The 23,646-nt window shown below is 54.0% G+C and carries 17 protein-coding genes; 8 read left to right on the forward strand and 9 right to left on the reverse strand.

The features are described 5' to 3' along the window. Nucleotides 1-33 precede the first annotated feature (33 nt). Nucleotides 34-1,374 (forward strand): AppA family phytase/histidine-type acid phosphatase, encoded by a 1,341-nt coding sequence (locus tag ACZRKO_RS07435; RefSeq protein WP_463736575.1) that lies wholly within the window; start codon nt 34-36, stop codon nt 1,372-1,374. Between the two features lie 80 nt (nt 1,375-1,454). Here ACZRKO_RS07435 and ACZRKO_RS07440 read toward each other — a convergent pair whose 3' ends face one another. After that, nucleotides 1,455-2,897 carry an anion permease gene (locus tag ACZRKO_RS07440; protein WP_463737501.1) on the reverse strand — a complete coding sequence of 481 codons (1,443 nt, stop codon included), beginning with the start codon at nt 2,895-2,897 and terminating at the stop codon, nt 1,455-1,457. A 73-nt stretch (nt 2,898-2,970) separates the two neighbouring features. Next, a complete protein-coding gene (locus ACZRKO_RS07445; protein WP_463736576.1) occupies nt 2,971-4,068 on the reverse strand; it encodes a 4-oxalomesaconate tautomerase in 1,098 nt (365 codons plus the stop codon). Nucleotides 4,069-4,222: 154 nt separating this feature from the next. On the opposite strand from ACZRKO_RS07445, the gene ACZRKO_RS07450 reads away from it, so the two are divergent. Next, a complete protein-coding gene (locus tag ACZRKO_RS07450) occupies nt 4,223-5,149 on the forward strand; it encodes a LysR family transcriptional regulator (protein WP_463736577.1) in 927 nt (308 codons plus the stop codon). Nucleotides 5,150-5,182: 33 nt separating this feature from the next. Here the strand turns inward: ACZRKO_RS07450 and ACZRKO_RS07455 are convergent, their stop codons facing one another. From ACZRKO_RS07455 to ascF, 3 genes are all read right to left on the reverse strand, one after another. Continuing rightward, nucleotides 5,183-7,237 (reverse strand): FUSC family protein, encoded by a 2,055-nt coding sequence (locus ACZRKO_RS07455; RefSeq protein ID WP_463736578.1) that lies wholly within the window; start codon nt 7,235-7,237, stop codon nt 5,183-5,185. Between the two features lie 144 nt (nt 7,238-7,381). Further along, the gene (locus tag ACZRKO_RS07460; RefSeq protein ID WP_463736579.1) at nt 7,382-8,812 is read right to left on the reverse strand and encodes a 6-phospho-beta-glucosidase; all 1,431 of its coding nucleotides are present in this window, start codon (nt 8,810-8,812) and stop codon (nt 7,382-7,384) included. Nucleotides 8,813-8,835: 23 nt separating this feature from the next. After that, nucleotides 8,836-10,317 carry a PTS cellobiose/arbutin/salicin transporter subunit IIBC gene (gene ascF / locus ACZRKO_RS07465; protein ID WP_463736580.1) on the reverse strand — a complete coding sequence of 494 codons (1,482 nt, stop codon included), beginning with the start codon at nt 10,315-10,317 and terminating at the stop codon, nt 8,836-8,838. Between the two features lie 305 nt (nt 10,318-10,622). On the opposite strand from ascF, the gene ACZRKO_RS07470 reads away from it, so the two are divergent. Then, nucleotides 10,623-11,648: a LacI family DNA-binding transcriptional regulator gene (locus tag ACZRKO_RS07470; protein WP_463736581.1), complete on the forward strand. Its 1,026-nt coding sequence runs from the start codon at nt 10,623-10,625 to the stop codon at nt 11,646-11,648. A 79-nt stretch (nt 11,649-11,727) separates the two neighbouring features. On the opposite strand, the gene gdhA is transcribed toward ACZRKO_RS07470, so the two are convergent. Then, entirely contained in the window at nt 11,728-13,071 is a 1,344-nt protein-coding gene (gene gdhA / locus ACZRKO_RS07475; RefSeq protein WP_463736582.1) for an NADP-specific glutamate dehydrogenase, read from the reverse strand. Nucleotides 13,072-13,480: 409 nt separating this feature from the next. Between gdhA and ACZRKO_RS07480 the strand changes: the two genes are divergently transcribed. The 5 genes from ACZRKO_RS07480 to ACZRKO_RS07500 all read left to right on the forward strand — a co-directional run bounded on the left by ACZRKO_RS07480 (nt 13,481) and on the right by ACZRKO_RS07500 (nt 19,518). Continuing rightward, nucleotides 13,481-15,589 (forward strand): putative bifunctional diguanylate cyclase/phosphodiesterase, encoded by a 2,109-nt coding sequence (locus ACZRKO_RS07480; protein WP_463736583.1) that lies wholly within the window; start codon nt 13,481-13,483, stop codon nt 15,587-15,589. Between the two features lie 229 nt (nt 15,590-15,818). Then, on the forward strand, nt 15,819-16,580 hold the full coding sequence (gene fhuF / locus ACZRKO_RS07485) for a siderophore-iron reductase FhuF (RefSeq protein WP_463736584.1): 762 nt from the start codon (nt 15,819-15,821) through the stop codon (nt 16,578-16,580). A 133-nt stretch (nt 16,581-16,713) separates the two neighbouring features. Further along, nucleotides 16,714-17,034 (forward strand): hypothetical protein, encoded by a 321-nt coding sequence (locus ACZRKO_RS07490; RefSeq protein ID WP_463736585.1) that lies wholly within the window; start codon nt 16,714-16,716, stop codon nt 17,032-17,034. 266 nt (nt 17,035-17,300) lie between these two features. Continuing rightward, entirely contained in the window at nt 17,301-18,644 is a 1,344-nt protein-coding gene (locus ACZRKO_RS07495) for an MFS transporter (protein WP_463736586.1), read from the forward strand. 1 nt (nt 18,645) lies between these two features. Further along, a complete protein-coding gene (locus tag ACZRKO_RS07500) occupies nt 18,646-19,518 on the forward strand; it encodes a MurR/RpiR family transcriptional regulator (protein WP_463736587.1) in 873 nt (290 codons plus the stop codon). A 6-nt stretch (nt 19,519-19,524) separates the two neighbouring features. Here ACZRKO_RS07500 and ACZRKO_RS07505 read toward each other — a convergent pair whose 3' ends face one another. The 3 genes from ACZRKO_RS07505 to astB form a co-directional block, all read right to left on the reverse strand. After that, nucleotides 19,525-20,613: an iron-containing alcohol dehydrogenase family protein gene (locus ACZRKO_RS07505; RefSeq protein WP_463736588.1), complete on the reverse strand. Its 1,089-nt coding sequence runs from the start codon at nt 20,611-20,613 to the stop codon at nt 19,525-19,527. 680 nt (nt 20,614-21,293) lie between these two features. After that, nucleotides 21,294-22,274 carry a succinylglutamate desuccinylase gene (astE, locus tag ACZRKO_RS07510; protein WP_463736589.1) on the reverse strand — a complete coding sequence of 327 codons (981 nt, stop codon included), beginning with the start codon at nt 22,272-22,274 and terminating at the stop codon, nt 21,294-21,296. A 17-nt stretch (nt 22,275-22,291) separates the two neighbouring features. Beyond that, a complete protein-coding gene (astB, locus tag ACZRKO_RS07515; protein ID WP_463736590.1) occupies nt 22,292-23,635 on the reverse strand; it encodes an N-succinylarginine dihydrolase in 1,344 nt (447 codons plus the stop codon). Between the last annotated feature and the right edge of the window lie 11 nt (nt 23,636-23,646).

Raw genomic sequence — 23,646 nt, forward strand, 5'->3', positions numbered from 1 at the left:
AGTTCAACGCTGCAAATAATAAAGAGGCTGTAAATGACAATCTCTCTGTTTAAACGCACTAACCTTATCCTTCGCAATGGAATTCTGCTCGCCCTTATCTCTGCATCGTCCTTGAGCTCCGCAGCTTATGCCAGCGACACTCCACCTTCTGGATACCGGTTAGAAAAGGTGGTCATACTCAGCCGCCACGGCGTGCGGGCGCCCACCAAAATGACGCAAACCATGCGCGACGTGACGCCTGAAGTTTGGCCGGAGTGGCCGGTGAAACTCGGTTACCTCACGCCGCGCGGCGAGCATCTGATTAGCCTGATGGGCGGGTTTTACCGGCTGAAGTATCAACAGCGAAGCATTCTGTCAAAAGAAGGTTGTCCGGCACCGGGCTCGGTATATGTCTGGGCAGACGTCGATCAGCGCACCCGCAAAACCGGCGAGGCGTTTCTGGCTGGCCTTGCCCCGCAATGCGGCTTAACTATTCACCACCAGCAGAATCTCAAGCAGGTTGATCCGCTGTTTCACCCTGTGAAGGCAGGTGTTTGCTCAATGGACAAAACGCAGGTGCAGCAGGCCGTCGAAAAGCAGGCCGGAGTGCCGCTTGATACCCTTAATCAACAATATCTCCCTTCCCTGACGCTCATGAGCAACGTGCTCAATTTCCCCAAATCAGCCTATTGTCAGCAACATCACGCAGATAAAACATGTGATTTTTCGCAGGCAATGCCAACCAAACTGTCGGTAACCGACAACGGGAATAAAGTCGCGCTTGGCGGTGCCGTCGGGCTTTCGTCAACGCTGGCAGAAATTTTCCTGCTGGAACAGTCACAGGGGATGCCACAGCCTGCATGGGGCAACATTCATTCAGTACAAGAATGGGCATCCTTGCTGAAATTGCATAACGCGCAGTTTAATTTGATGTCGCGCACACCTTATATCGCCAAACATAACGGTACGCCATTATTGCAAACCATCGCCAATGCGCTTGATCCGAACGCCGCCACCAGCAAAATGCCGGATATCTCCCCGGATAATAAGATCCTGTTTATTGCCGGTCACGACACTAATATCGCCAATATTTCAGGGATGCTGGATATGTCATGGACACTACCAGGGCAGCCCGACAATACCCCACCGGGCGGCGCGCTGGTTTTTGAGCGCTGGTCAGATAAAGCCGGGAAACAGTTCGTTAGCGTGAATATGATGTATCAGACGCTGGCGCAGTTGCGTGAGCAGACTCCGCTGACACTGAAAGAGCCGGCGGGACGTGTGCAACTCAAAATACCGGGGTGCAATGACCAGACTGCCGAAGGCTATTGCCCGCTGCAAACGTTCACGCATTTAGTCAGCCAAAGCACTGAGCAGGCGTGTCAGTTGCGTTAACGGCAGTCTCTATTCAAACGTAAAATCCCGACTTGAGGTCGGGATTTTTACTTCGCTGACAGTAATTAACGCGCCCTGCCTTACAACCAGCCGTGGCTGATCAAAAACTCCCACCACGGAATGCCGATAAACAACTGCACCACATAAGTGATAAGTGAAACCGTCAGGCCGATAATCCACCAGGATTTAATGTCATTATAGCCTGCGGCAAAGACCACAGGCCCGGCCGCACCGCCATAGTGGGTCACACAGCCGCCATAGGAATTGGAGAACAATATTGCCAGAGCCAGCACCATCGGTGGCGTACCACTTACCAGACCCAGCGTAGCAAATACCGGCACCATAGCCGCCACATAGGCCCCGCCGGAAGCAAACAGGTAACGCACCAAAATACTCGCCAGCAACAATACGGCAACCACAGATTCCCCCATGCCACTGAAATCAAAGCGATGAGCCAACGTGTCCGCCAGCCAGGTAAAGAAGCCGCTTTTAGACAATGTCGAACTGAGACCAATGATGCCGCCGTACCATATTAAAGTACTCCAGCCGCCTTTATTTTTTAAAATATCATCCCAGCTGACGACGCCGCATAATAACGTAATACTCATGACACTCACGGCAACCGACGCTTCATTCATGCCGATATACCCCGAAAATATCCAACCCAGCAGCGCAAAAATAAAGATAACCAACAGACCTTTCTCTTTAATACTCATGGCCCCCAGTTCAGCCAGACCTTTTTCAGCAATCGCTTTATTATCGATACTTTTTAGTTCCGGCTTGGCTATTTTATACGCAATATAGGGGATCGCCGTTAACATGATTAGGCCTGGTAATACCCCCGCCAATGCCCACCCACCCCAACTGAGTTTGATATGCAAAATATCGCGCATCAGTGACAGCGCGAGGGCATTACCGGCAAAACCTGTCAAAAACATATAGCTGGTCGTTTTAGTGACCATATAAATATTCACCATCAGATAGCGTCCCGCTTTACTCGGGCTTTTCTCCGGGTCGGAACCTAAAGCAACGGCGATACTGTTGAAAATCGGGAACACAATCCCGCCAGCGCGGGCGGTGTTCGACGGCGTCGCAGGTGACAGCAGTAAATCCAGCAGCGCCGTTACGTATCCCAGGCGCAACGTGGTTTTGCCGATTTTCCCTACCAAGGTATAGGCGATACGTTTGCCAAGCCCCGTGGTCACAAAGGCTGCGCTCAAGGTGAATGCCGCAAACACCAGCCACGTGGTCCCAGACGCATACCCGCTCAGCACGGAATCAATCTTTAAGCCGCCCTTTGCGCCCGGCATACCGATATTACCGATAACCCCTGCTGAAGCGGCGATAGCCAGCAGCAGGATCACCGCTTCAGGATAGGGTTTAATAACCAGACCCACGATTGCCGCCAGATAAATACCCAATAATTTCCAGGCCAGATCCTGTAATCCCTCAGGGGCAGGAATAATAAACGTCATTAATGGGATAATAAAAAGCACTGCCAATTTCCATATAATGGGATTCATTCCCACTTTTTTCGCCGGACGTGGCCCGGCCAAGATATTATCAGCCATGATAATTCCTTCGATTAAAAATAAACTATTCGGCGATACTCATGAGTTCGTGAGCATTCTCGGGAACATACACATTGCCAGAAAATAGTTTTCTCGCCGTTCGGATAACAGAAGCACGTATGTTCTCGACATTATTTCCCTGCCGGACCAGACCCACGGTTATTTTTCCGCTGGGATGTTCCAGTGAAACGTTGATAGCATCACCCGCCGTTTTATTACTGATGGCAATTTTTTGCGCGACACTGCCAGATATTTCAGTTGCACAAGCAATACCTATCGCCCCAGTGACCGCCAACGATTTGTGGCAGTTATGCGGCATAAAATAGCGCACCTGCAGCGAGCCTCCGGCCTGCGGCGCCGACAGCAGTACAGGTTTCGGGATCACTTTCTGGCTGACATCCCCCAGCCCCATCGCTTGACCGGCCTGCCGGCGGATACTTTCCAGCCGTTGCAAAAACTGTGGGTCGCTCTCCAGCTCTTGGGGCGACTCACTGCCTGTTTTTCCCATTGAGGCGGCATGAATTAATACCATCGGCATCGCCATATCTATACAGGTCACTTCAACACCGTCAAACGACTCCGTTATCCGCAGGCTAGGTAGCAATTTGCCGGTTTTCGACCCGGCTGCATTGAGGAAGGTTAATCCCACCGGTGCAGCGCATCCCGGCACGCCGTCAATCGCGGTCGTACCCTCGTATGTCACCGCGCCCCCGGGTGTCTGAATATCGGCCTCCACAAAGGTATCGGTATTCATATTTCGGATACGGACACGTGTAACCGGGCCGCTCACCGCCACCAGCCCCTTCTCAACGGCAAAGGGGCCCACTGCGCACAGCATATTGCCGCAATTGGGCGTGGTATCCACCCGCCGCTCTTTCACCATGACCTGAGCAAACAGATAATCCACATCCGCGTCGGGATGGGTTGAGCGGCTAACAATCGCGACTTTACTGGTTTGGGGAGCCCCCCCGCCGATGCCGTCAATTTCCAGCTCATGCCCTGCCCCCATCAGTGCCAGTAAAATATCATCGCGTTCCTGCGGATCAGAGGGCAAATCACTGGCCAGAATCAACGGGCCTTTTGACGTCCCTCCCCGCATTAATACGCATGGGATATGTAACATAATTTCCTTCCCTGTCAGATAAGTAACCCCTTAATCAAAGCATTGCATAGAGCTATCGCTGACTCTAATGTCGAAAATCACGTTATTAATGCGTTATTCGTATTAATGTGAAAAGCACTGATGGAGATCTCTTACCCAGCAAGGAAAAGCAATCATGCAGCAAGAACTGCAAGGTATTTATGCCTTTGTCAAAATCGCCGAGGTAAATAGCTTTACCCGTGCCGCTGAATTATTAAATACCACGCAGCCCAGCCTGACCCGGCGAATCAAAAAACTGGAAGAGCGCCTCGGCGCGCAGCTATTTGAGCGTTCGACACGCAAGGTAGTCCTGACAGCGGTGGGAAGGAAGTTTTTGCCCGACGCGCGCCTTCTGCTGGATCAATTTAATAACTCGATTTTGAACATCAAAGAGATGGCATCCCAGCAAAGCGGGATGCTGACCATCGCCTGTCTGCCGACGGCGGCATTCTATTTTCTGCCGGTGGTTATCCGCCATTATAATCAGCAATACCCCAACATCCGTCTGCGAATTCTGGAACACAGCGCTTATGATTGCCTCGAGGCCGTGCTAAACGGTAACGCCGATTTCGGCCTGAATATGATCAATGTCACAAATGCCAACGTGGAGTTCACCCCGCTGGTAAACGAACCTTTTGTACTGGCCTGTCGCCGCGACCACCCTTTAGCGCAGCAGTCTCTCGTGATGTGGGAAGATTTGGCAGATTACCCCCTGATTGGCGTGCGCCGCTCCAGCGGTAATCGCGTGCTGATTGAACAAGCCTTGCAGGGCTTATCCTGGAAACCGAACTGGTTTTATGAAGTCCGCCATCTTTCTACTTCTCTGGGGTTAGTGGAGGCCGGTCTGGGCATTGCTGCCCTGCCGAGTCTGGCGATGCCAAAAGATGATCACCCGATTTTGGTCAGCAAACCCTTGGTGGAACCCGTCGTGCGGCGCACTTTAGGGTTGGTGCAGCGCCGGGATCCGGCATTAACGCCTGCCGCCGAGCGCTTTAAAGAATTGTTGCTGCAACAGTGGTCAAACCAACAGAGCAGCCCGTGGATCAACAAGTTTAATGGGTGAATCAAAACCAACCCCTCATTCGCGCTTCGCTATTTACGCCGCCAGAGCCTCCGGCCAGCGCTCGGTCGGATACAGCGCCATGCGGATATTAAACAGATGAAACAGCGGCGCAAACAGCTGCATATCATCCCGGCACAGTGACTCAAGTTGAAGCAATGCGCGGTTTAATTCTTCTAATAATGAATCAGGCGGGCCGATATAGATGTTTTTAAGCCGACGTTTCAGATACTGATTAATTTCATACATCAGGGTGTCGGCTTCAAAGGTGTGGCTGCGTAAAATCCCCTGATGGCGTGCATAAAAGTCGTAGCAGTTTACCCCCAGCCAGATTTCGGTAATTAAGTTGCCGCCGAGCGCCACGTTGGGTATCGGGTCCACTTTATTGCGCGGCAGAATAATATTCACTTTATCCAGCATACTGGCGACATATTGCTGACGCGACAGCAGGGATGATGCATTAATTTTGATTTCGTTGGTAAATTGCAGCAGCTCTTTAATGCCTTTGCGCAATGCGCGTTTGGCGGTCCAGGAGGGGCGTTTATTGCGGATCAGCGCCGTGGTCAGCAGTGCAATAACAATTCCCACGATGGTGGAAATCGACGCATTTACGATAGCCAGCAGATCCGGTTTGAAATCATGATTCATGCCGATAAAACCCGGTATCTGCGTGGCGATAATCAACCCGATAAAGTTTGTGGCCGGGTTGGCGATCACCAGCCCCAGCGCCAGTAAACCCGGCGCAAGGCAGATAACCAGCGCTTCAAAGTTGATCGACATCGGGATAAACACCGCGACATACACAAAGCTGATCACGATGGCGATCAGCACCCCTTTCAGAAAGACGTGGATGGACGCAATCGGGCTGTCGAGTGTGGCAAAGAATGAGCAGATAACCGCCGCCATCATCGGTGCCGACGCCCCGTCGCGCCAGCCGGTGCCTATCCAGAACAGGCAGCCAATCATGGTAGCCGCAAAGGCGCTGAAGGAGGAAAGCAGGATCATCCCTTCGTCCTTGTGCTTTCTGAAAAGCGTCAGTTTGCCGCGTTTTTTATCACGGCTTACCTGACTGACCCGCTCGGTAACGCCAAAATAAGCTTCCCCGATATGAATAAAATTCTGCAAGCGTTCCAGCAGGCCAATGAGCAGTAAGCCCTCTTCGGCGCTCATTTCCCCGGTGCCATACTGGTTTTTTATTCTTTCCTGTGAGCTGCGGATTTCCTCCTGAATGGCCTGCGCGTTCCCGCTCTGCTCCGGGCTGTTAAGCCACAGCAGGAACTGACTGAAAGTCGCAGAGACAAAATTCGGGAAAGTGATCCCCTGCTCCGCCAGTAAACTCAGGCGTTTTTCTATCGCAGTCAGCGTAGGGATTAAATAGGAAAGATGCTGATATTGCGCCGACACCAGACGGATCAGCTTGCGTGCCGAATCGCCCTCAAAGACACAGTGGGTGATCAGCGCTTCAACGTTAATGGGGTAATTCGCCATCTGCACCAGAATATGCTGCCGTTCCGGCGAGCTCTCTTTAGCCTGTGCGGTCAGCAGTTCGGTACAAAGTTTTTTTGCACTGTCGTACCAGTTGCTGACACTGTTCTCCAGCAAATTACGCATCCGCACCGGGAACACCAGCATGTGGATCAGCGTACTGCAAATAATGGCGACGGTGATCTCTTCAATACGCGAGATAACGGTATAGGTGATCGACAGCGGCGTATCGACATCCGCAAACCCCATGATCGCTGCGCTGTATCCGGCCAGCATAAACACATAGCCCCGCGGCGTGCGGTCATGCAGCGAAAGATAGAGACAAAACGCCACCCACAGCGACACGCTGAAGCTAAACAGCATCGGATTAGTGACGGTGGCCGGGTAAATCAGAAAGATGAAAATCCCGCCAAGCACTGTGCCTAAAAAGCGATAGGTCGCTTTTGAGAGCGTCGAGGCGGAATAGAGCTGTGAAATAACGTAAACCGACACCATTGACCAGGCAGGCTTATCGAGATTGAGTTCGAGCGCGATATAGAGTGACAAAAATGCCGCAATACACGTTTTAACAGAGAATAAAACAGCATTTTTTGTTAACCATTTCATCGTTAAATCAACAACTCAGAGAATTCCAAAACAGTATTTTATACTGGTCCTGACGTTGAACTATGACCAAGTTTGTAACAAAAAGCATGCTAACTATTCCGATGTCAGTGATGCGGCATTTATTCTAACGACGCTTTTTATCTATCACCCCAAATCAGCCCCATTACTCGCTATCACTTTCTGATACCAGTAGAAGGATTTCTTTCTCTTGCGGTCCAGCGTGCCATTGCCTGAGTCGTCCCGGTCGACGTAAACAAAGCCGTAGCGTTTGCTCATTTCACCGGTAGAAGCCGAGACCAGATCGATGCAACCCCACGAGGTGTAGCCGATGACCGGAATGCCGTCTTCGATGGCTTCGCGCATCGCCAGAACGTGTTCGCGCAAATAACTGATGCGGTGATCGTCCTCAATTTCACCCTGCGCATTGATCTCATCTTTTGCGCCAAGCCCATTCTCGACCAGAAACAGCGGTTTCTGATAGCGGTCATACATCATGTTCATGGTGATGCGTAAACCCAGCGGATCAATGCCCCAACCCCATTCGCTGGCCTGAATGTGGGGGTTCTTCAGCGATTTGACGATGTTCGCTGCGCTGCTGTTATTATCGTTCATGTCGGCCGACGCACAGCGTGAGGCGTAATAGCTGAAGGAGACGAAATCGACGGTGTGTTTCAGCAGTTCGTCATCGCCTGTTTCGGCCACGATAGAAATGCCTTTTTCTTTGAACAGGCGGCGGGTGTACGACGGATAGGCACCGCGCGCCTGAACGTCGATAAAGAACAAGTTCTCGCGGTCTTTTTGCAGCGCGGCCCAGACGTCTTCCGGTTTGCAGGTTCTCGGGTAGAAATTTCCGCCCGCCAGCATACAACCGACCTGATTAGCGGGGTTCACCTCATGGGCGATTTTGGTCGCCAGCGCACTGGCCACCAGCTCATGGTGCGCCGCCTGATACTTCACCTGCTCCTGATCTTCGCCCTCATCGAACGCCAGCCCCGCGCCGGAAAATGGGCTATGCAGCAAAATATTAATTTCATTGAAGGTCAGCCAGTATTTCACCAGCCCATCAAACGCCTCGAAACAGGTGCGGGCGTAACGGCTGAAGAACTCCACCATTTTGCGGTTACGCCACGAGCCGTATTCCACCACCAGATGCATCGGCACGTCGAAATGGCACAGCGTCACCAGCGGTTCGATATTGTACTTTTTGCATTCGGCAAACATGTCACGGTAGAACGCGATCCCGTCAGCGTTGGGCGCCAGTTCATCGCCGTTCGGGTATAAACGGCTCCAGGCAATCGAGGTGCGAAACACACTGAACCCCATCTCGGCCATCAGGGCGATATCTTCTTTATAGCGATGATAGAAATCGATGGCCTGATGGCTTGGATAGAATTCGTCGTATTTCAGCGAAAAACGCTTTTCCTGCCCGATTTTTACCGCCAGACGGTGCGGGCCGTGCGGGATCATATCGACTGTCGTCAGCCCTTTACCGCCTTCGCGCCAGCCCCCCTCAGCCTGGTTGGCGGCCAATGCGCCGCCCCATAAGAAACCGTCGGGAAATGTTGTTGCCTGCATGAGCAAGTCCTTCTGTTACTGAGTTAATTGTTTACTGCGTTCGGGGTCGCAGCAAACGGATTGGGGTTGGCGTCGTCATGTTTAGTGTCAACCGGTTCTTCGTCCACCGGCGGTTCATCAACCGGGATGTCTTCAAAGCCCAGCAATAAGGTAGTGAAAAACGAGATCACCACGGCGAGAATCATCACGCCGAATACCCAGACAATGCTCATCGGATTGGTCGGATCGAAGAACTGAACGCTGGTAAACAGCCCCGGCGACGCCATCGAATGGCTGGCCAGCCCACCGATACCGGCGATGCCGCCACAAATAAAGCCGCTGATAAGACAGGCGATCAGCGGGCGTTTGAGCCGCAGCGCCACGCCGTACAGTGCGGGTTCAGAAATACCGGCCACAATGGCAGACGCCGCCGCCGCCAGCGCGGTCTGGCGCAGCTCAGGGTTTTTCGTCTTCCATGCAACCGCCAGTGAAGAGCCACCGAGCGACAGGTTGGCGCCAATCTCAGAGGGCATCACCATCGACTCTTTACCGGTTTCAGCAATGGTCTGAATGATGGTCGGCGTAAACACGCGGTGCATACCGGTCATCACCAGCAGCGGCCAGAGCGCGCCCATAATGGCGACAGACAGCCAGCCCAGATAATCGTGAACGGTGTAGACCACCGCTGAAATCCCGCTGCCGATCCAGATACCCAGCGGGCCAATGAACAGGATGGCGATCGGTGCGGCAATCAGCATGATCAGCATCGGCTTGAGGAAGTTTTTGGTCACCGCCGGCGTAATACGATCCACCCATCTTTCGATGTAAGAGAGCAGCCAGGTCATGCACAGCGCCGGGATAACGGTGTAAGTGTATTTCACTGCCGTGACGGACAGCCCGACAAACTCGACTTTCTGCCCCTGCGCCGCTTTGGCCATTAACTCAATAAATGCGGGATGTACCAGCACCCCGGCGATGGCAATCGCCAGCGACATATTGGTTTTGAATTTTATCGCCGCCGACGCGGCCACCATCACCGGCAGGAAGAAGAACGCGCCGTCACCGATGGTATTTAAGATAACCAGCGTCGAAGCGCCCTTCTCAACGACGCCGGTCATGTCGAGGATCATTGCCAGCAGTTTCACCATTGAACCGCCGATAATCGCCGGGATCAGCGGTGACATGGTGCCAATCAGGGCGTCGAGGATCCCTGCACCGATACGCCTGAGCGTAATTTTATTGTCAGGCACTTTCGCGTTGGGCGTCAGCGCGTCATCCGGCAGCAGCTTCACCACTTCGGCATAGGCTTGCGAAACATTGTTACCGATGATCACCTGACACTGGTTTTCGCTGCGCACCACACCAAGCACGCCTTTGATGGCTTTCAGTTTCGCGGTATCGACGCTGGCGTCGTCGTTCAGCACGAAGCGTAAACGGGTCATACAGTGGGTTACCGCCGAGACATTCGCGGCGCCGCCGATGGCATCGATGATCGACAGTGATATTGCTGCATAGCTCTTTGACATAGGGGCAACTCTCTTCACTTCATAGGGTTGTGAGTTTTTTGCGGGCGCGTTATTCACCGGTCATGCGCGCAATTTCTTCTTCTTAAATTTCTTCTTAGGTGTACAACAGAGGTAAATAGGTAACCGGTTCCACACAAGAATGTGCACATGCGAAGAAGACATCAATAGATGAAGTTGTAAAATGTTTGTTATGTGATCTTGATCGACATCGATAAACCCTTCATCGGCTCGTTTACTGTCTGCCTGCAACTGACGGGAAATTGGGTATAGAATGTCGATAATTTACAAGGCTTCAGGAAGACCCGATGTCAACAATGAAAGAAGTGGCGACAAAAGCAGGCGTATCGAAAGCCACTGTTTCACGCGTGTTATCTGGTAAAGGGTATGTCAGCGAAGCGACGAAAAACGCCGTCTACAAAGCCATAGAAGAGGCGGAATACCGGCCAAATTTACTGGCGCGCAATCTGGCTTCCAGTAAATCAGAGTGCATCGGTATGGTGGTGACGAATACACTTTATAACGGGAGTTACTTTAATGAGTTACTCTCTCAGGCCGCGCAGAAACTAGAAGATACGGGCCGTCAGCTTATTCTGGTCGATGGTAAACACAGCGCAGAAGAAGAACAGCAGGCGATCCAGTTCCTGCTGGATTTACGCTGTGACGCTATTATTATCTACCCGCGTTTTTTAACCATCGATGCCCTGGACCTTGTTATTGAACAGAGTAATAAACCGGTGATGGTCGTGAACCGTAAGCTGCGAAAACATCAAAGTCACTGTATTTGCTGTGACCATAAAGGCTCGAGCTTCAATGCCACTCAATACCTGATTGAACAGGGTCACCGCGAGATTGCATTTATCACCGGATCGCTTGACTCACCGACCGCGATTGAACGACTTTCCGGCTATAAACAGGCGTTGAACACTTTCAGCATCCCGGTTCACGACAATCTGATCGTGGCCGGAAAATGGACGCCCACCAGCGGTGCGGCGGCCCTCAGTCAGCTTATCGCCGGTGAAATTGCCTTCAGCGCCGTGCTGGCAAGCAATGACGAAATGGCAATTGGTGCAATGAAGACGTTAAGTGATGCACGTATTCCCGTGCCGGAAAAAGTGTCAGTGATTGGCTTTGATAATATTCCGACGGCCCCTTTCCTTCAGCCCGCATTATCGAGCATAAAAGATCCGGTTCGCGATATGGTTAATGAAGTGATCAACCGGTTAATTTCCATGCTGGATGGCGGCTATTTATCCCATAATAATCTGTTCTCCTCAGAACTTATTATTCGCGACTCTGTAAGCGCTGGTCCTTATTTTAAAACAGAAAAATAGTCTTCATTAAAAACACTCAAAATAAAAATCCGCGAATTAACGCGGATTTTTATTTCATACCTTTAGAACAACGTAAGGGCTAAAGCACGCCCTGAGCCAGCATGGCATCTGCCACTTTAACAAAACCTGCGATGTTCGCGCCGTGCACGTAGTGGGTCTGCTTGCCTTCGCCGCCGTGCTCCACACAGGACTCATGAATATCCAGCATGATGTGGTGCAAGCGCACGTCGACCTTCTCTGACTTCCAGCTAAGGCGGGCCGCATTCTGCGCCATTTCCAGCCCGGAGGTCGCCACACCACCCGCATTGGCTGCTTTGCCCGGCGCGAACAGCACACCGGCATCGAGGAAAGCATCCGTGGCCTCAATCGTGGTAGGCATATTCGCGCCTTCGGCCACCGCTTTCACGCCGTTGGCAATAAGCACGCGTGCAGCATCAATACCCAGCTCGTTTTGCGTGGCGCACGGCAGCGCGATATCTACCGGCACGCTCCACGGCTGCTGGCCCGCTAAATAGACCAGCCCGCGTTCATTCGCGTACTCTTCGATACTGCCATAACGCGTGTTTTTGATCTCAGCCAGATGCGCCAGTTTTTCAGGCGTGAAACCGGCTTCATCCACCACCGTGCCCCCTGAATCCGACGCGGTCACAACCCGCGCACCCAGCTGCATGGCTTTCTCTATAGTGTACTGTGCGACGTTGCCGGCCCCGGAGACAGACACTCGGCTACCTTCAAAACCCAGACCGTGGCGTTGCAGCATGGCATCCGTGAAATAGACCAGCCCATAACCGGTGGCTTCCGGGCGGATCAGACTGCCGCCAAACGACAGACCTTTGCCGGTGAACACGCAGGCGGTGTTATTGGACAGCTTTTTCATCATGCCGGACATAAAGGCCACTTCACGGCCACCGACACCGATATCCCCTGCCGGAACGTCGGTATCCGGGCCAAGATGACGATACAGCTCCGTCATCAATGCCTGACAAAAACGCATCACCTCAAGCTGGCTTTTACCCTTCGGATTAAAATCCGACCCGCCTTTCCCGCCGCCCATCGGCAGCGTGGTCAGGGCATTTTTCAGCGTTTGTTCAAACCCGAGGAATTTGAGGATGGATAAATTGACCGACGGGTGAAAACGCATACCGCCCTTGTATGGACCGATAGCGGAGTTGAACTGTACGCGCCACGCTCGGTTAACCTGCACCTGGCCGCGGTCGTCAGTCCAGGCTACGCGGAACTGGATCACGCGCTCTGGCTCGACTAAACGCTCAAGCAGGCTCTGTTCGCGGTAATGAGGATGTTGTTCCAGAAAAGGCCACAACGAGGTAAAGACTTCACGCACCGCCTGCAGGTATTCAGGCTGGTGAGGATCACGTTGTTGTAATGATTCTAAAAACGACTCGAGAGAGGTCAAACCCTTCATTATTAATTCCTTTTATTCAGTAAATATCCCCGACAACTTTTTAGGTGCTTTTATTATTAAAACCGTCCGGAGAAGATGTTGTGCAACCCGAATATATCACCGCTTTAGATGCATACAGCAACGGGTTGAAAAACTTTTTTACATGACCATAAAGTTTTCGTGGAAATGGCCGATACCTCCCTTCTGTTACACCGGCCTCGCGAAGGAAATTTTGCTTAAGTCCGATCTTTTTACTGTAACAGCCTAAATATGAACACATTACTGCCAAAACCAGACGTAGTAGGAATTTTCTTATGCTAACGTCAGGCCACACAACACAGCAAAAATGCGTCGGGACAGACGTAAATCACAGCCGGACCCTTGTTTGGGAGGATCCTGAACAGTGGCGGTCCGCTATCAGGCAAATAAAATGAACGAAGATTCTGATGTAATGTATCGGTTGCTGGTTCAAAGCGTGGAAGATTACGCCATTTATATGCTCACGCCCGAGGGGGTTATCGCCAACTGGAACGCCGGTGCGCAGCGCGCGAAAGGCTACCGGCGCGACGAAATCGTGGGCAAACATTTCTCCTGTTTCTATATTCCTGAAGATCAAAAAGCAGGCTGGCCGTCGCACGGGCTGGAAACAGCCCGCAGCGTGGGCCGTTATGAAGCAGAAGGCTGGCGGCAGCGTAAAGACGGCACCCAATTCTGGGCGCACGTTATTATCGAGGCAGTTCGTGAAGCTGGCGTGCTGATTGGCTTTGCCAAAGTGACCCGCGATGTCACCCAACGGCGTGAATATGAACAGCAACTGCTGGCGGCAAAAGATCTGGCGGAAGCTAACAATGAGCGGATGACTGCCCTGTCGCAGTTCCTCGACACGGTGATCGCCAATATTCCTTCGTCGGTGATCGTCGAGAATGCTGTCTCGCGCGAAATATTACTGGTTAACCGTCAGGCTGAATTACTCCTGGGCAAGCCGCGCGAGCAGATGATCGGCAAGCGTCCACAGGACTGCCTCAATCAGGGGATCAGTGATTACCTGAACAAGCAGTCAGACGAGTGCCTGCGCTCTGAAGGTGTGCATAAAAGTGAACAACAGCTGGCGACACCCATTGGCGAACGCACCCTGCAAACCACCGCATCAATGATCAGCGGCAGCGATGCGCAAACCAGTTATGTTCTGATGATTGCCGATGACGTCACCGATCAGCACGCGGCCCATGCACGCATTCATCACATGGCGCACCACGACAACCTGACCAGCCTGCCGAACCGTGTGCTGTTTGGCCAGCGTTTGCAGGAAGCGCTGAATATGTCGAAACTCTCCAACCGGCTGACCGCCACGCTCTGTCTGGATCTGGATAATTTCAAGAATGTGAATGATGCACTCGGTCATCAGATTGGGGATGAACTGCTGCGCGGCATCGCCAAGCGTTTACGCTTTGTGCTGCGCGAGCAGGACACGCTGGCCCGCGTTGGCGGCGATGAGTTTGCTATCGTGCTGCCGAACCTTCCTTACGTTGAAAAGGCGCATCAGATTGCCCAGCGGCTGATTGAAGCGGTCAAACCGCCGATCAACATTGAAGGCCATTCGCTCACCGTCGGGCTGAGCGTCGGGATTGCTATGGCAGAAGACAGCGAAGATTCGCCGGACCATCTGTTGCGCTGCGCAGATATGGCGCTGTACGAAGCCAAACGCAATGGCCGTAATCGCTATGAAGTGTTCCGGGTAGAGATGGACGAAGCAGCCCGTAAACGGCGCGATATTGAGCTGGATTTACGCGACGCCATCACCGGCAAGCAGTTGCGTCTCTACTACCAGCCGATCACCGACAGTGCGCACAACGAAATCATTGGTTATGAAGCATTGATGCGCTGGAACCATCCAGTTAACGGCCTGATCATGCCGATGGATTTCATTCCGATTGCCGAAGAGACCGGGCTTATCCACAGTATCGGCGCTTTTGCGCTACATGAAGCCTGCCATGAAGCGGCCAGTTGGGTGGGCGAACAGACCATTGCGGTCAACCTCTCTCCGGTTCAGTTTAAAAACAGCGCCCTGCTGTCGGTTATCGAAGCAGCACTGACCGAATCCGGGCTGGCGCCGCACCGGCTGGAGGTCGAAATCACCGAATCAGTGCTGCTCGACAACAACCACAGCAATGTGGCGACGCTCGAAAAACTCAAGGCGCTGGGTGTGCGTATCGCGCTGGATGATTTTGGCACCGGTTACTCGTCGCTGAGTTACCTGCGCTCATTCCCGTTCGACAAAATCAAAATCGACAAATCCTTTATTAATGACATGCAGGACAGCCGCGAAGCGCTGGCTATCATCCGGGCTATCACCGGTATGAGCCGCAGTCTGGATATTCAGACCACCGCCGAGGGCGTGGAAACCGACGAGCAGTTCCGACGCCTGAAAGAAGAGGGATGCTCGTTGTTCCAGGGCTATTTCTTTGGTCGTCCGCAACCGTCTGAATCACGGTTGACCGGATTTACACCGGTAGATTTGTCACTTCAGTGTGCACAGTAGACCACGAAAATGACGCGTTTAATGAGGTGATAAGCGCTTGATTCACCCCGCTTTTCGGCTTATTACTTTTTGGTTCGGGTTACGCCGGGCGTGGCTTGCTGCGCCCTGTCGAAAAACCGGAAGAAAAATACACACTCAATGCCAATACAAATAGAAATCATTACTATTTCACTTTATTTTTGGTTACCCTGTTTTCATTAGCGTGATTTATTGAACCTATTCATAAGCGATGATGCAGACGATCCTCAACAGTTTCCGTGACACCCCGATTAGCTGGGTTGCCGACAGTTTCAAACCGATGACGCCGCTGGTGACCAACGCCCTGCCGATGTCCCTGCTGACGACCGCTGAGGGCTGCACCCGCGTGCTCGAACGCTATCTGACGATCTACGCCGAAGATGCCCGTGATGCGGAAAAACGCCGTGCACGTATCTCAATGTGGTCACAATGGTACTTCGCCAACCTGCTGCCGAGCTGGGTGATCATCTCCCTCAGCCACGGCTGGCAGTTGCCCATTGCCGCGCAAAACGTCTATCTTTCGCTTCAGGAAGAGGGATTGCCCAACCAGATTTACCTCGACGGCCCCGGTGAGGCGCTGCTGTCCGCGCAGCCGATGGCGCGTTTTGATGAGATGATCGAACAGCATCTGCGCCCGGTCTGTCAGGCGCTGGCGGACGTCTCCGGGTTGAAACCGGGAATTTACTGGAGCAACGCTGGCGTGCGCGTCGGTTGGGGAATTAAGCAGGCCGAGCTGGTTAATGCCGATATCTCCGACGGCATGGCATTGCTTAACGCCCGCGAACTGCATTACGGCGGAAAAAACCCGCTGCACCAGCCCATGCGCCCGGAAGATCCGCAGGATGAAAACAGCCCGCAGTTCCGCCGCCAGTGTTGTCTGCGCTATGAATTGTCCGACCACGTGATGTGCCCTTCTTGCCCGTTATTGCTAGCAGAACGTAAATCCGGAAAAAAAAGAAAAAGTCCGGCCTGAAATAAGCCTCGATTTCTCCGGCACTTACCTTTACGCACGAATTACGCTCTAAGCTTAGGTGAAAAAAAGATTGGATCTTAGCCCGACGAAATTATAAGAATTGGGTTATAACGACCAACGAGGTATTCACTTTATGACATCCAAGATGACTATCAAATCGCTGGCCTCAGATGTGCTCGTCACACTGTCGCAACCCGTTAACCGCGTATGGAACACGTTAACCGGCAAGCAGCAGCCGCTAAGAGCAAGGATTGTTCACCGTTACGCTATTCCCTCATCGCGCACATTTAGCGTTGCGGAAGGTTTCTTCGGGTTTATCCCAATCGACTCTTTTGAAAATGAGCGATACATTCTGGAAGTCGCCTGCGACGACCAGCAGTATCAGGTAGAAGTCCCGCGCAACTATTATCAGAACAGTAATATCGGCGATGGTATCGATATTCATACCCTCTGAATCTTGTGTAAATAGCGTTTCATCGTTCCTCATAACTCTTCCTAAAAACAGGCTGCCCCCCGAAACGGAGCAGCCTGTTTTTTTGCCCGCTGCCGCCCCATCCCCTGCAAAACGTTGCCTGCTCCACATCTTTCGCTTTTATTTTGTTCAAAACATGAAAATCATTGACATTAAATCAGCATAAATTTAGAAAATTGTTTACAAGATTTTTCACCACCCCTTTGCTTTTATAAAAAAAACAATCTTCACGACCTTTGAGGTAACTGATGACCAGCTCCGGGAATACAACACTCAAACAACACACCTTACCGCCAGCAGTCAGCGCCAGGCAGTCACGCCGTGCGCTGGTCGCCGGTTCGGTCGGTAACTTCATCGAATGGTATGAGTTTGGCGTTTACGGCTATCTGGCGACGCTTATCGCCGGTAACTTCTTCACCCTCGAAGGCCAGAGCGGCATGACGGGACTTATTCTGACCTACGCCTCCTTTGCGCTGGCCTTCTTCTGCCGCCCGATTGGCGCAATCATCTTTGGCCGCATCGGCGACCGCATTGGCCGTAAACCCACACTGATTGCCGTGGTGCTGCTGATGACCCTCGCCACGGCGTTGATTGGTCTGTTACCGACTTATGCCCAAATTGGCGTAGCCGCCCCGCTATTACTGACGCTGCTGCGCATGTTCCAGGGGCTGTTTGCCGGTGGTGAATTTGGCGGCGCCGTCTCACTGATGACCGAATTTGCCCCTAAAGGTAAACGTGGACTGTACGGTGCATGGCAGTCGTTCACCGTCGCCCTTGGCCTGCTGACCGGCGTCGGTCTTGTCGCCCTGCTGGTGCAAACTCTGCCCGATGCGCAGATGAAAGAGTGGGGCTGGCGTATTCCCTTCCTGCTGGCGCTGCCGATGGGCTTTGTGGCCCTCTGGCTGCGGCTAAAACTGGATGAAACCCCGAGTTTTCAGGCCAGCCAGCAGGCACCAGCCAAAGGCAAGAAAACCGCCGCGGAGAAAGCCTCTGCTGTCGCCACGCTTAAAGCCATCGCACTGGGCATTGGCCGCATGATGGGCTGGTCCGCAGGCGGTTACACCTTCCTGGTAGTCATGCCTTCGTACCTGCAAACCTCCCTGCATGCCACTTTTCTACAGGCACTGGTCGCCACCGTATTGGCAAACGTCGGTTTCGCACTGGCAATCCTACCCGCAGGGATCCTCAGCGATAAAATTGGCCGTAAGAAAGTGATGATCATAGCCGTGCTGGCGGTGATCCTGCTGACCTTCCCGCTGCTGCATCTGTTGCAGGACACCGAAAGCAGCCTGATGGCTAAGGGCATCGCGGTACTGATCGCCGGTGCGGCCATCGGTATGATTGCAGGCCCCGGCCCGGCGATGCTGGCGGAGATGTTTCCGACCCGCGTGCGCTATACCGGGCTCGGCCTGTCCTATTCCCTGTCGAATGCGGTCTTCTCGGGCTGTGCGGGCCTTATCATCACCGGCCTGATTAAAGAGACCGGCAATCTGGATATCCCGGCCTATTACGTGGTCGGCACTTGTATCGTCAGCCTGTTTGCGCTGATGACGCTGCGTAAAGATGACCACCTGCGTGAGCTGGAAAAATAATATGCCTATCTTTTCGGGTGGCCTCGGTCTTGAAGCCCGTTTGCGGGCATTGCAGGGCAGCTTTTCACAGGCGGAGCAGCGGGTGATCAGCCTGATCGCTGAAGACCCGCAGCGCATTGCCCACATCAGCGTGACGGCGCTGGCGAAGCAGGCAGCGACCAGTACCGCGACAGTAGTCCGTGCCAGCCGTCGTCTGGGGTTTGAAGGCTATCCGGCGCTGCGGCTGGCGCTGGCAGCCGAACTCTTCCGTGACGAGACGAAGCCGCCCTCACCGCTGGTGGCTGACATCGGCGATCAGGATAGTCCACAACAAATTCTGCGCAAACTGCTGGCGTTTGAAGTGGAAGGGGCGACGGCGACGGCAGAGCTGATTGACAGCGACGGGCTGGAACAGGCGATCAACGCCCTGAGTCACTCAAGGCGCATCGATGTGTATGGTGTGGGGGCGTCATCGCTGGTTGCGCAGGATTTCTGCCAGAAACTCAGGCGCATTGGTATCGCCTGCCAGACTTACGGCAGCGGGGATGAAAGTCTGGTCAGCGCCTGTCTGCTGACGTCGATGGACGTCGCGCTGGCTATCTCCCACTCGGGCGAAACCAGCGAAACCGCCGATGCCCTGCAACAGGCTAAAAACGCCGGCGCCTTTACGCTGGCGATAACCGCCAGTGCCCGCTCCACGCTTGGCCGTAAAGCCGACTGCGTGTTACTGACCAGCGGCCGGGAGCTGGGCTTTCGCGCCGCCGCGATGGCCAGCCGCACCAGTCAGTTACTGATCATCGACTGTCTGTTTATTGGCGTAACCCAGCGCCTGCCCGCCGCGCGCGATGCCCTGCAACGCACGCATGACGTGGTCACCGCCAGACGGCGTAAATAATGGTTATCAGATTAGCGTCTGGCTCAACCCGTTAACCCGCTCTATCGCCGCCTTCATGGCGGCGAAATCCACCTCAAACGGCATATTCACCATATCCGGCGCACTCAGGCTGCGGTCGATTATATCCGCCAGATCCTGCTCCGTAATGCCTTGTGCCAGATGGTCAAGCTGAGTCGGGATCGCACTGGCCCGCGCCAGCGCCAGCGCACCGTGCAGCTCTTCATCACTGCGATTCTCCAGCGCCAGCAGGCACAAGTTGCCGTAGCCGACCAGCAGCCCGTGTGGGAAGTGGCGGGTTTTTCCACAGGCCGTAAACCCTTCATATAAGGCATGTGCCGCGCCGGTATGCGCGCCGTTGCTCATGATCGACGTCAACCCGGCGTACAGGAAAATCGCGTCCAGCACCTGTTCCAGTGCTGCGTTAGCTTTGCCCTCTCCGACCGCCAAACAGGCGTCGGCGGCAAAATGCTCAATCAGCGTAAAGCACAGTTCGCTGTTGGTGCGCGCCACACCGGATAACCCGGAAAGTGTATTCAGGTCACTGATAGCGCGGTACTCATACCATTTCGCCAGCGTATCGCCGATACCTGCAGAGAGCCAATTCAGCGGTGCCTGTGCCAGAATATCGGCATCAATCACCGCGGCCGCCGGGCCATACGTCAGCGGGAACATATCGCGAAACTGTCCGTCCTGATGATAGCGAAACGACAGCGACGTCACCGCCGAACAGGTCCCGGCGATGCTAGGCAACGTGACCACCGGCAGATTACAGGCCACGGCCGCCGCCTTAGCGGTATCCAGCGCCTTCCCGCCGCCGGTGGCGATAATCACCTCAACACCTTGCACGCGGAACACATCCGCCAGCCGCGTTATCTCTTCCTGACAGCACTCGCCGTTAAACACTTCATGCCCGAGATAACTGACCATCTGTTGCTCCAATTGGTCCGCCACCCGCGCCTCCACGCTGGCTATCCCACGCTTTCCGCCCACCAGCAATGCCCGTTGCCCCAGACGCCCGCACACAGCCCCCAGATGCTTAACCGCCCCGCGCCCGCGCAGCACGCTGGCAGGGAAAACCAACCGATGGGTATACATAGTTGTCCTTATGATGACAAAGGAATCATTAAAGAGAAGCGTAGTCGCTGGCGGGCGATTCTGCCGGTATCGACGTCGGGTTGCGGCCCGAATCCGCTTTTAAAACTTCAAATTCAAGATCAAGACCTTGGGTTGCCACCCAAACTGGCCTTAAGAGGCGCCTATCGCCGCGCCTCTTAAGAATCTCCGGCTCTTTAACTGCGCGCTATCGCTGAATCGGGATGGCCGTGTTTCAGTCGCCGCTGTGATAGCCGCAAAATCCCGCCGCTACGCGGTTCCCTTCGTTCGGGCTTCAACCCGCGTAAAAAGACTCGCGGTTTTGCGCCTCTCCTCCGGCGGTATTTTTGAATGCGGCCTCGACATTTTTAAAGACAAAGCAGATCTGAATTTGAATTTGAATTTAGAAAAGCCTCGGCCGCGTTCAAAACGACGTCGAATGAGCGGTGAGAAACGGTGAGAGGCTTTTTTCGAGCTGGTCCGAACCCGAAATGAGAGCACCGCGCAGCGGCGGAGTTTGCGGCTATAACCATGGCCCCTGAAACACGGCCATTGTGACCTGCGCAGCTGCTGTTTTTAAAAGAGCCGGAGATTCTTAAGAGGCGCGGCGATAGGCGCCTCTTAAGGCCAGTTTGGGTGGCAACCCAAGGTCTTGAATTTGAATTTGAAAGTTTCCAGCGCTTTCAAAAGCGCTCCAACATCAATCCTGCCCTCAGCCCCAACGCCACCGAGGCATTCGGGAACAACACATATTCTTCCGGCGCTTCAACCCGAAAAACCTTACCGGTTTCCTCCGCAATCACAAACCCCTTCGGGAAGGCTGAAAAATTCAGGGCATCCCCCGGAATATGTAATTGAAAATCGTCCTGTGTACGGATGACATCCTGCGTGACGCGGTAACGTTTTAACGGGGTATCGGCCTGCCGTTCTGGCAGCGGTTCTGCACTGACTAAGGCTTCCAGCGCCAGGCGGATACCAGTGAACTGCTGATGATCGTTACTGCCAAAGGGCAAGGCTTTGCCAAGCTCCAGCGTGCAGCTCTCAGCGCAAAACACTTCGCTGCTGAAATGGGTGAAGGTACCGCCGGGTGAGCGGTGAAAGACCAGCGCGTCAAGCCCGGCGGCGTCCAGCCAGTGGAGCATCTCTGCGCCGTGCGGGCGGGCCTGCAACGGTAACAGGCCGAAACGGACATGCAGTGATCCACGGATGGCGGTGTGCAAATCATAATGAAAACGCCGGGAGGCACCGGCGGCGGACGCGGTACGGTAAAACAGCGCCATCGCCTGCTCTAGTTCGTGCGCGCGCTGTGTTTCACCGTTCGGGCAATAGCGTGCATGACGGCCGCCGAACATGCGGTTCATGTCGGCCTCCACAAAACGCTTATTAATGCGCATCGACGACGGATTGCCGAGCAGCACTAGCAACCTGACATTCAGCGTCCGTTCGCCGCTCAGCAATTCTGACACCAGCTGATTAAGCAGCTCAATCGGCGCCGTTTCATTGCCGTGGATACCGGCGGAAATCACTACCGCACTGTCACAGGCGTGATGCGGCGAAAGCTCCAGAATGCCCTCTGCGCGCCATATCCAGTCCAGCATGGTGGTTTGTCCGGTGATGGCCACAGGCGGTTCTCCGCTCAGGGTCTGGCTTAGAAAATCAAACATAGGTGCTCCCTGCAAATTCAGCGCTGGAACGGGTAAATCGTACCCAGCCCGAGGATCTGCGTCAGTTCATCCAGCGCGTAGCGCACTTCGGTCAGCAACTGGGGATCGGCCAGATCTTCGGCCTGCATACGGTCACGGTAATGCTTGTCCACCCACTGATTGAGACCGGTAAACAGTGTGTCATTCATCAGAGACCCGTCGTTGACCGCCGCCAGCTCGGCGCGGTTCAGCGCCACACGCAGACGCAGACAGGCCGGCCCGCCGCCGTTACGCATACTTTCACGCAGGTCGAAAACTTCAATCTGATCAACGGGTCCGCCGCTTTCCTGCAATTCGCACAGATAATCCCACACGCCGATATGCTGGCGGGACTCTTCCGGCACCACGATCATCATCTTACCGTTGTTTTTGCTCAGCAGCTGGCTGTTAAACAGATAGGTCGCCACCGCATCGTTAATCGTTATGCGGTTTTGCGGTACGCAGATGGGTTGGAAATCCAGCTCCAGCGCGGCCATTTTGCGGCGGATCTCATCCAGCGCCTGACCCGAGTGGAGAAAAGCCTGCTGATGGTGAAACAACACATTGCGGTTACTGACGGAAATCACGTCGTTATGGAATACGCCGCAGTCAATCGCTTCCGGGTTTTGCTGTACGAACACCGTGCGCGATGGGCTGAGCTGATGCAATCTTGCCACTGCGTCGCTGGCTAAACGGGTCTGGCGCGCCGGATAGCGCACCGGCTCGTTTTCACCGGCCACCAGTCCGTCACGGCCATAAACAAATACCTGCACGCCGGGCTGGTCGTATTCCCCGCACAGACGGTTATGGTTGGCGGCGCCCTCGTCGCCCAGTGCCGCCACCTGCGACAGCGCGTCATGGTGGGCAAAGTGGCCGTCGTGTTTAAAGGTAGCGCGCAAAATAGCCGACGTGGTGTCGGCCTCGATGGCGCGGTGAAACTTGTTGTTCAGGTTGGCGACAGTGAAATGCGTGCGCCCGTCTGCGCTGTCCGCCGAAGGGGACACCGTCGCGGCGTTCGCCACCCACATCGATGATGCGGAACTCAGTGATGACAGCAGGCGCGGCGAATAGGCCTGTGCCTGGCTCAGCACGTCACGGTCGCTGCCGCCGAAACCCATCTGGCGCAGCGTGGCTAAGTGCGGTCTTTCGTGCGGCGGCAGCACGCCCTGCGCAAAACCGAGGTCAGCCAGGGATTTCATCTTCTGCAAACCCTGTTTGGCCGCCAGTTTTGGGTTAGCGACTGCGTGCTGATTACGCGTCGAGGCTTCGTTGCCAAATGACAGCCCCGCGTAGTGGTGCGTCGGCCCTACCAGCCCGTCAAAATTTGCTTCACATCCGGACATGCGTCTCTCCT

Source organism: Ewingella sp. C233 (assembly GCF_055407225.1).

Bases quoted from the DNA above. Each gene is read 5' to 3' on its own strand.
- ACZRKO_RS07440 (WP_463737501.1), bottom strand. From the start codon at position 2,897: ATGAATCCCATTATATGGAAATTGGCAGTGCTTTTTATTATCCCATTA.
- ACZRKO_RS07480 (WP_463736583.1), top strand. From the start codon at position 13,481: ATGAACGAAGATTCTGATGTAATGTATCGGTTGCTGGTTCAAAGCGTG.
- ascF (WP_463736580.1), bottom strand. From the start codon at position 10,317: ATGTCAAAGAGCTATGCAGCAATATCACTGTCGATCATCGATGCCATC.
- ACZRKO_RS07450 (WP_463736577.1), top strand. From the start codon at position 4,223: ATGCAGCAAGAACTGCAAGGTATTTATGCCTTTGTCAAAATCGCCGAG.
- ACZRKO_RS07490 (WP_463736585.1), top strand. From the start codon at position 16,714: ATGACATCCAAGATGACTATCAAATCGCTGGCCTCAGATGTGCTCGTC.
- astE (WP_463736589.1), bottom strand. From the start codon at position 22,274: ATGTTTGATTTTCTAAGCCAGACCCTGAGCGGAGAACCGCCTGTGGCC.
- astB (WP_463736590.1), bottom strand. From the start codon at position 23,635: ATGTCCGGATGTGAAGCAAATTTTGACGGGCTGGTAGGGCCGACGCAC.
- gdhA (WP_463736582.1), bottom strand. From the start codon at position 13,071: ATGAAGGGTTTGACCTCTCTCGAGTCGTTTTTAGAATCATTACAACAA.
- ACZRKO_RS07505 (WP_463736588.1), bottom strand. From the start codon at position 20,613: ATGTATACCCATCGGTTGGTTTTCCCTGCCAGCGTGCTGCGCGGGCGC.
- ACZRKO_RS07460 (WP_463736579.1), bottom strand. From the start codon at position 8,812: ATGCAGGCAACAACATTTCCCGACGGTTTCTTATGGGGCGGCGCATTG.
- fhuF (WP_463736584.1), top strand. From the start codon at position 15,819: ATGATGCAGACGATCCTCAACAGTTTCCGTGACACCCCGATTAGCTGG.
- ACZRKO_RS07455 (WP_463736578.1), bottom strand. From the start codon at position 7,237: ATGAAATGGTTAACAAAAAATGCTGTTTTATTCTCTGTTAAAACGTGT.
- ACZRKO_RS07495 (WP_463736586.1), top strand. From the start codon at position 17,301: ATGACCAGCTCCGGGAATACAACACTCAAACAACACACCTTACCGCCA.
- ACZRKO_RS07470 (WP_463736581.1), top strand. From the start codon at position 10,623: ATGTCAACAATGAAAGAAGTGGCGACAAAAGCAGGCGTATCGAAAGCC.
- ACZRKO_RS07445 (WP_463736576.1), bottom strand. From the start codon at position 4,068: ATGTTACATATCCCATGCGTATTAATGCGGGGAGGGACGTCAAAAGGC.
- ACZRKO_RS07500 (WP_463736587.1), top strand. From the start codon at position 18,646: ATGCCTATCTTTTCGGGTGGCCTCGGTCTTGAAGCCCGTTTGCGGGCA.
- ACZRKO_RS07435 (WP_463736575.1), top strand. From the start codon at position 34: ATGACAATCTCTCTGTTTAAACGCACTAACCTTATCCTTCGCAATGGA.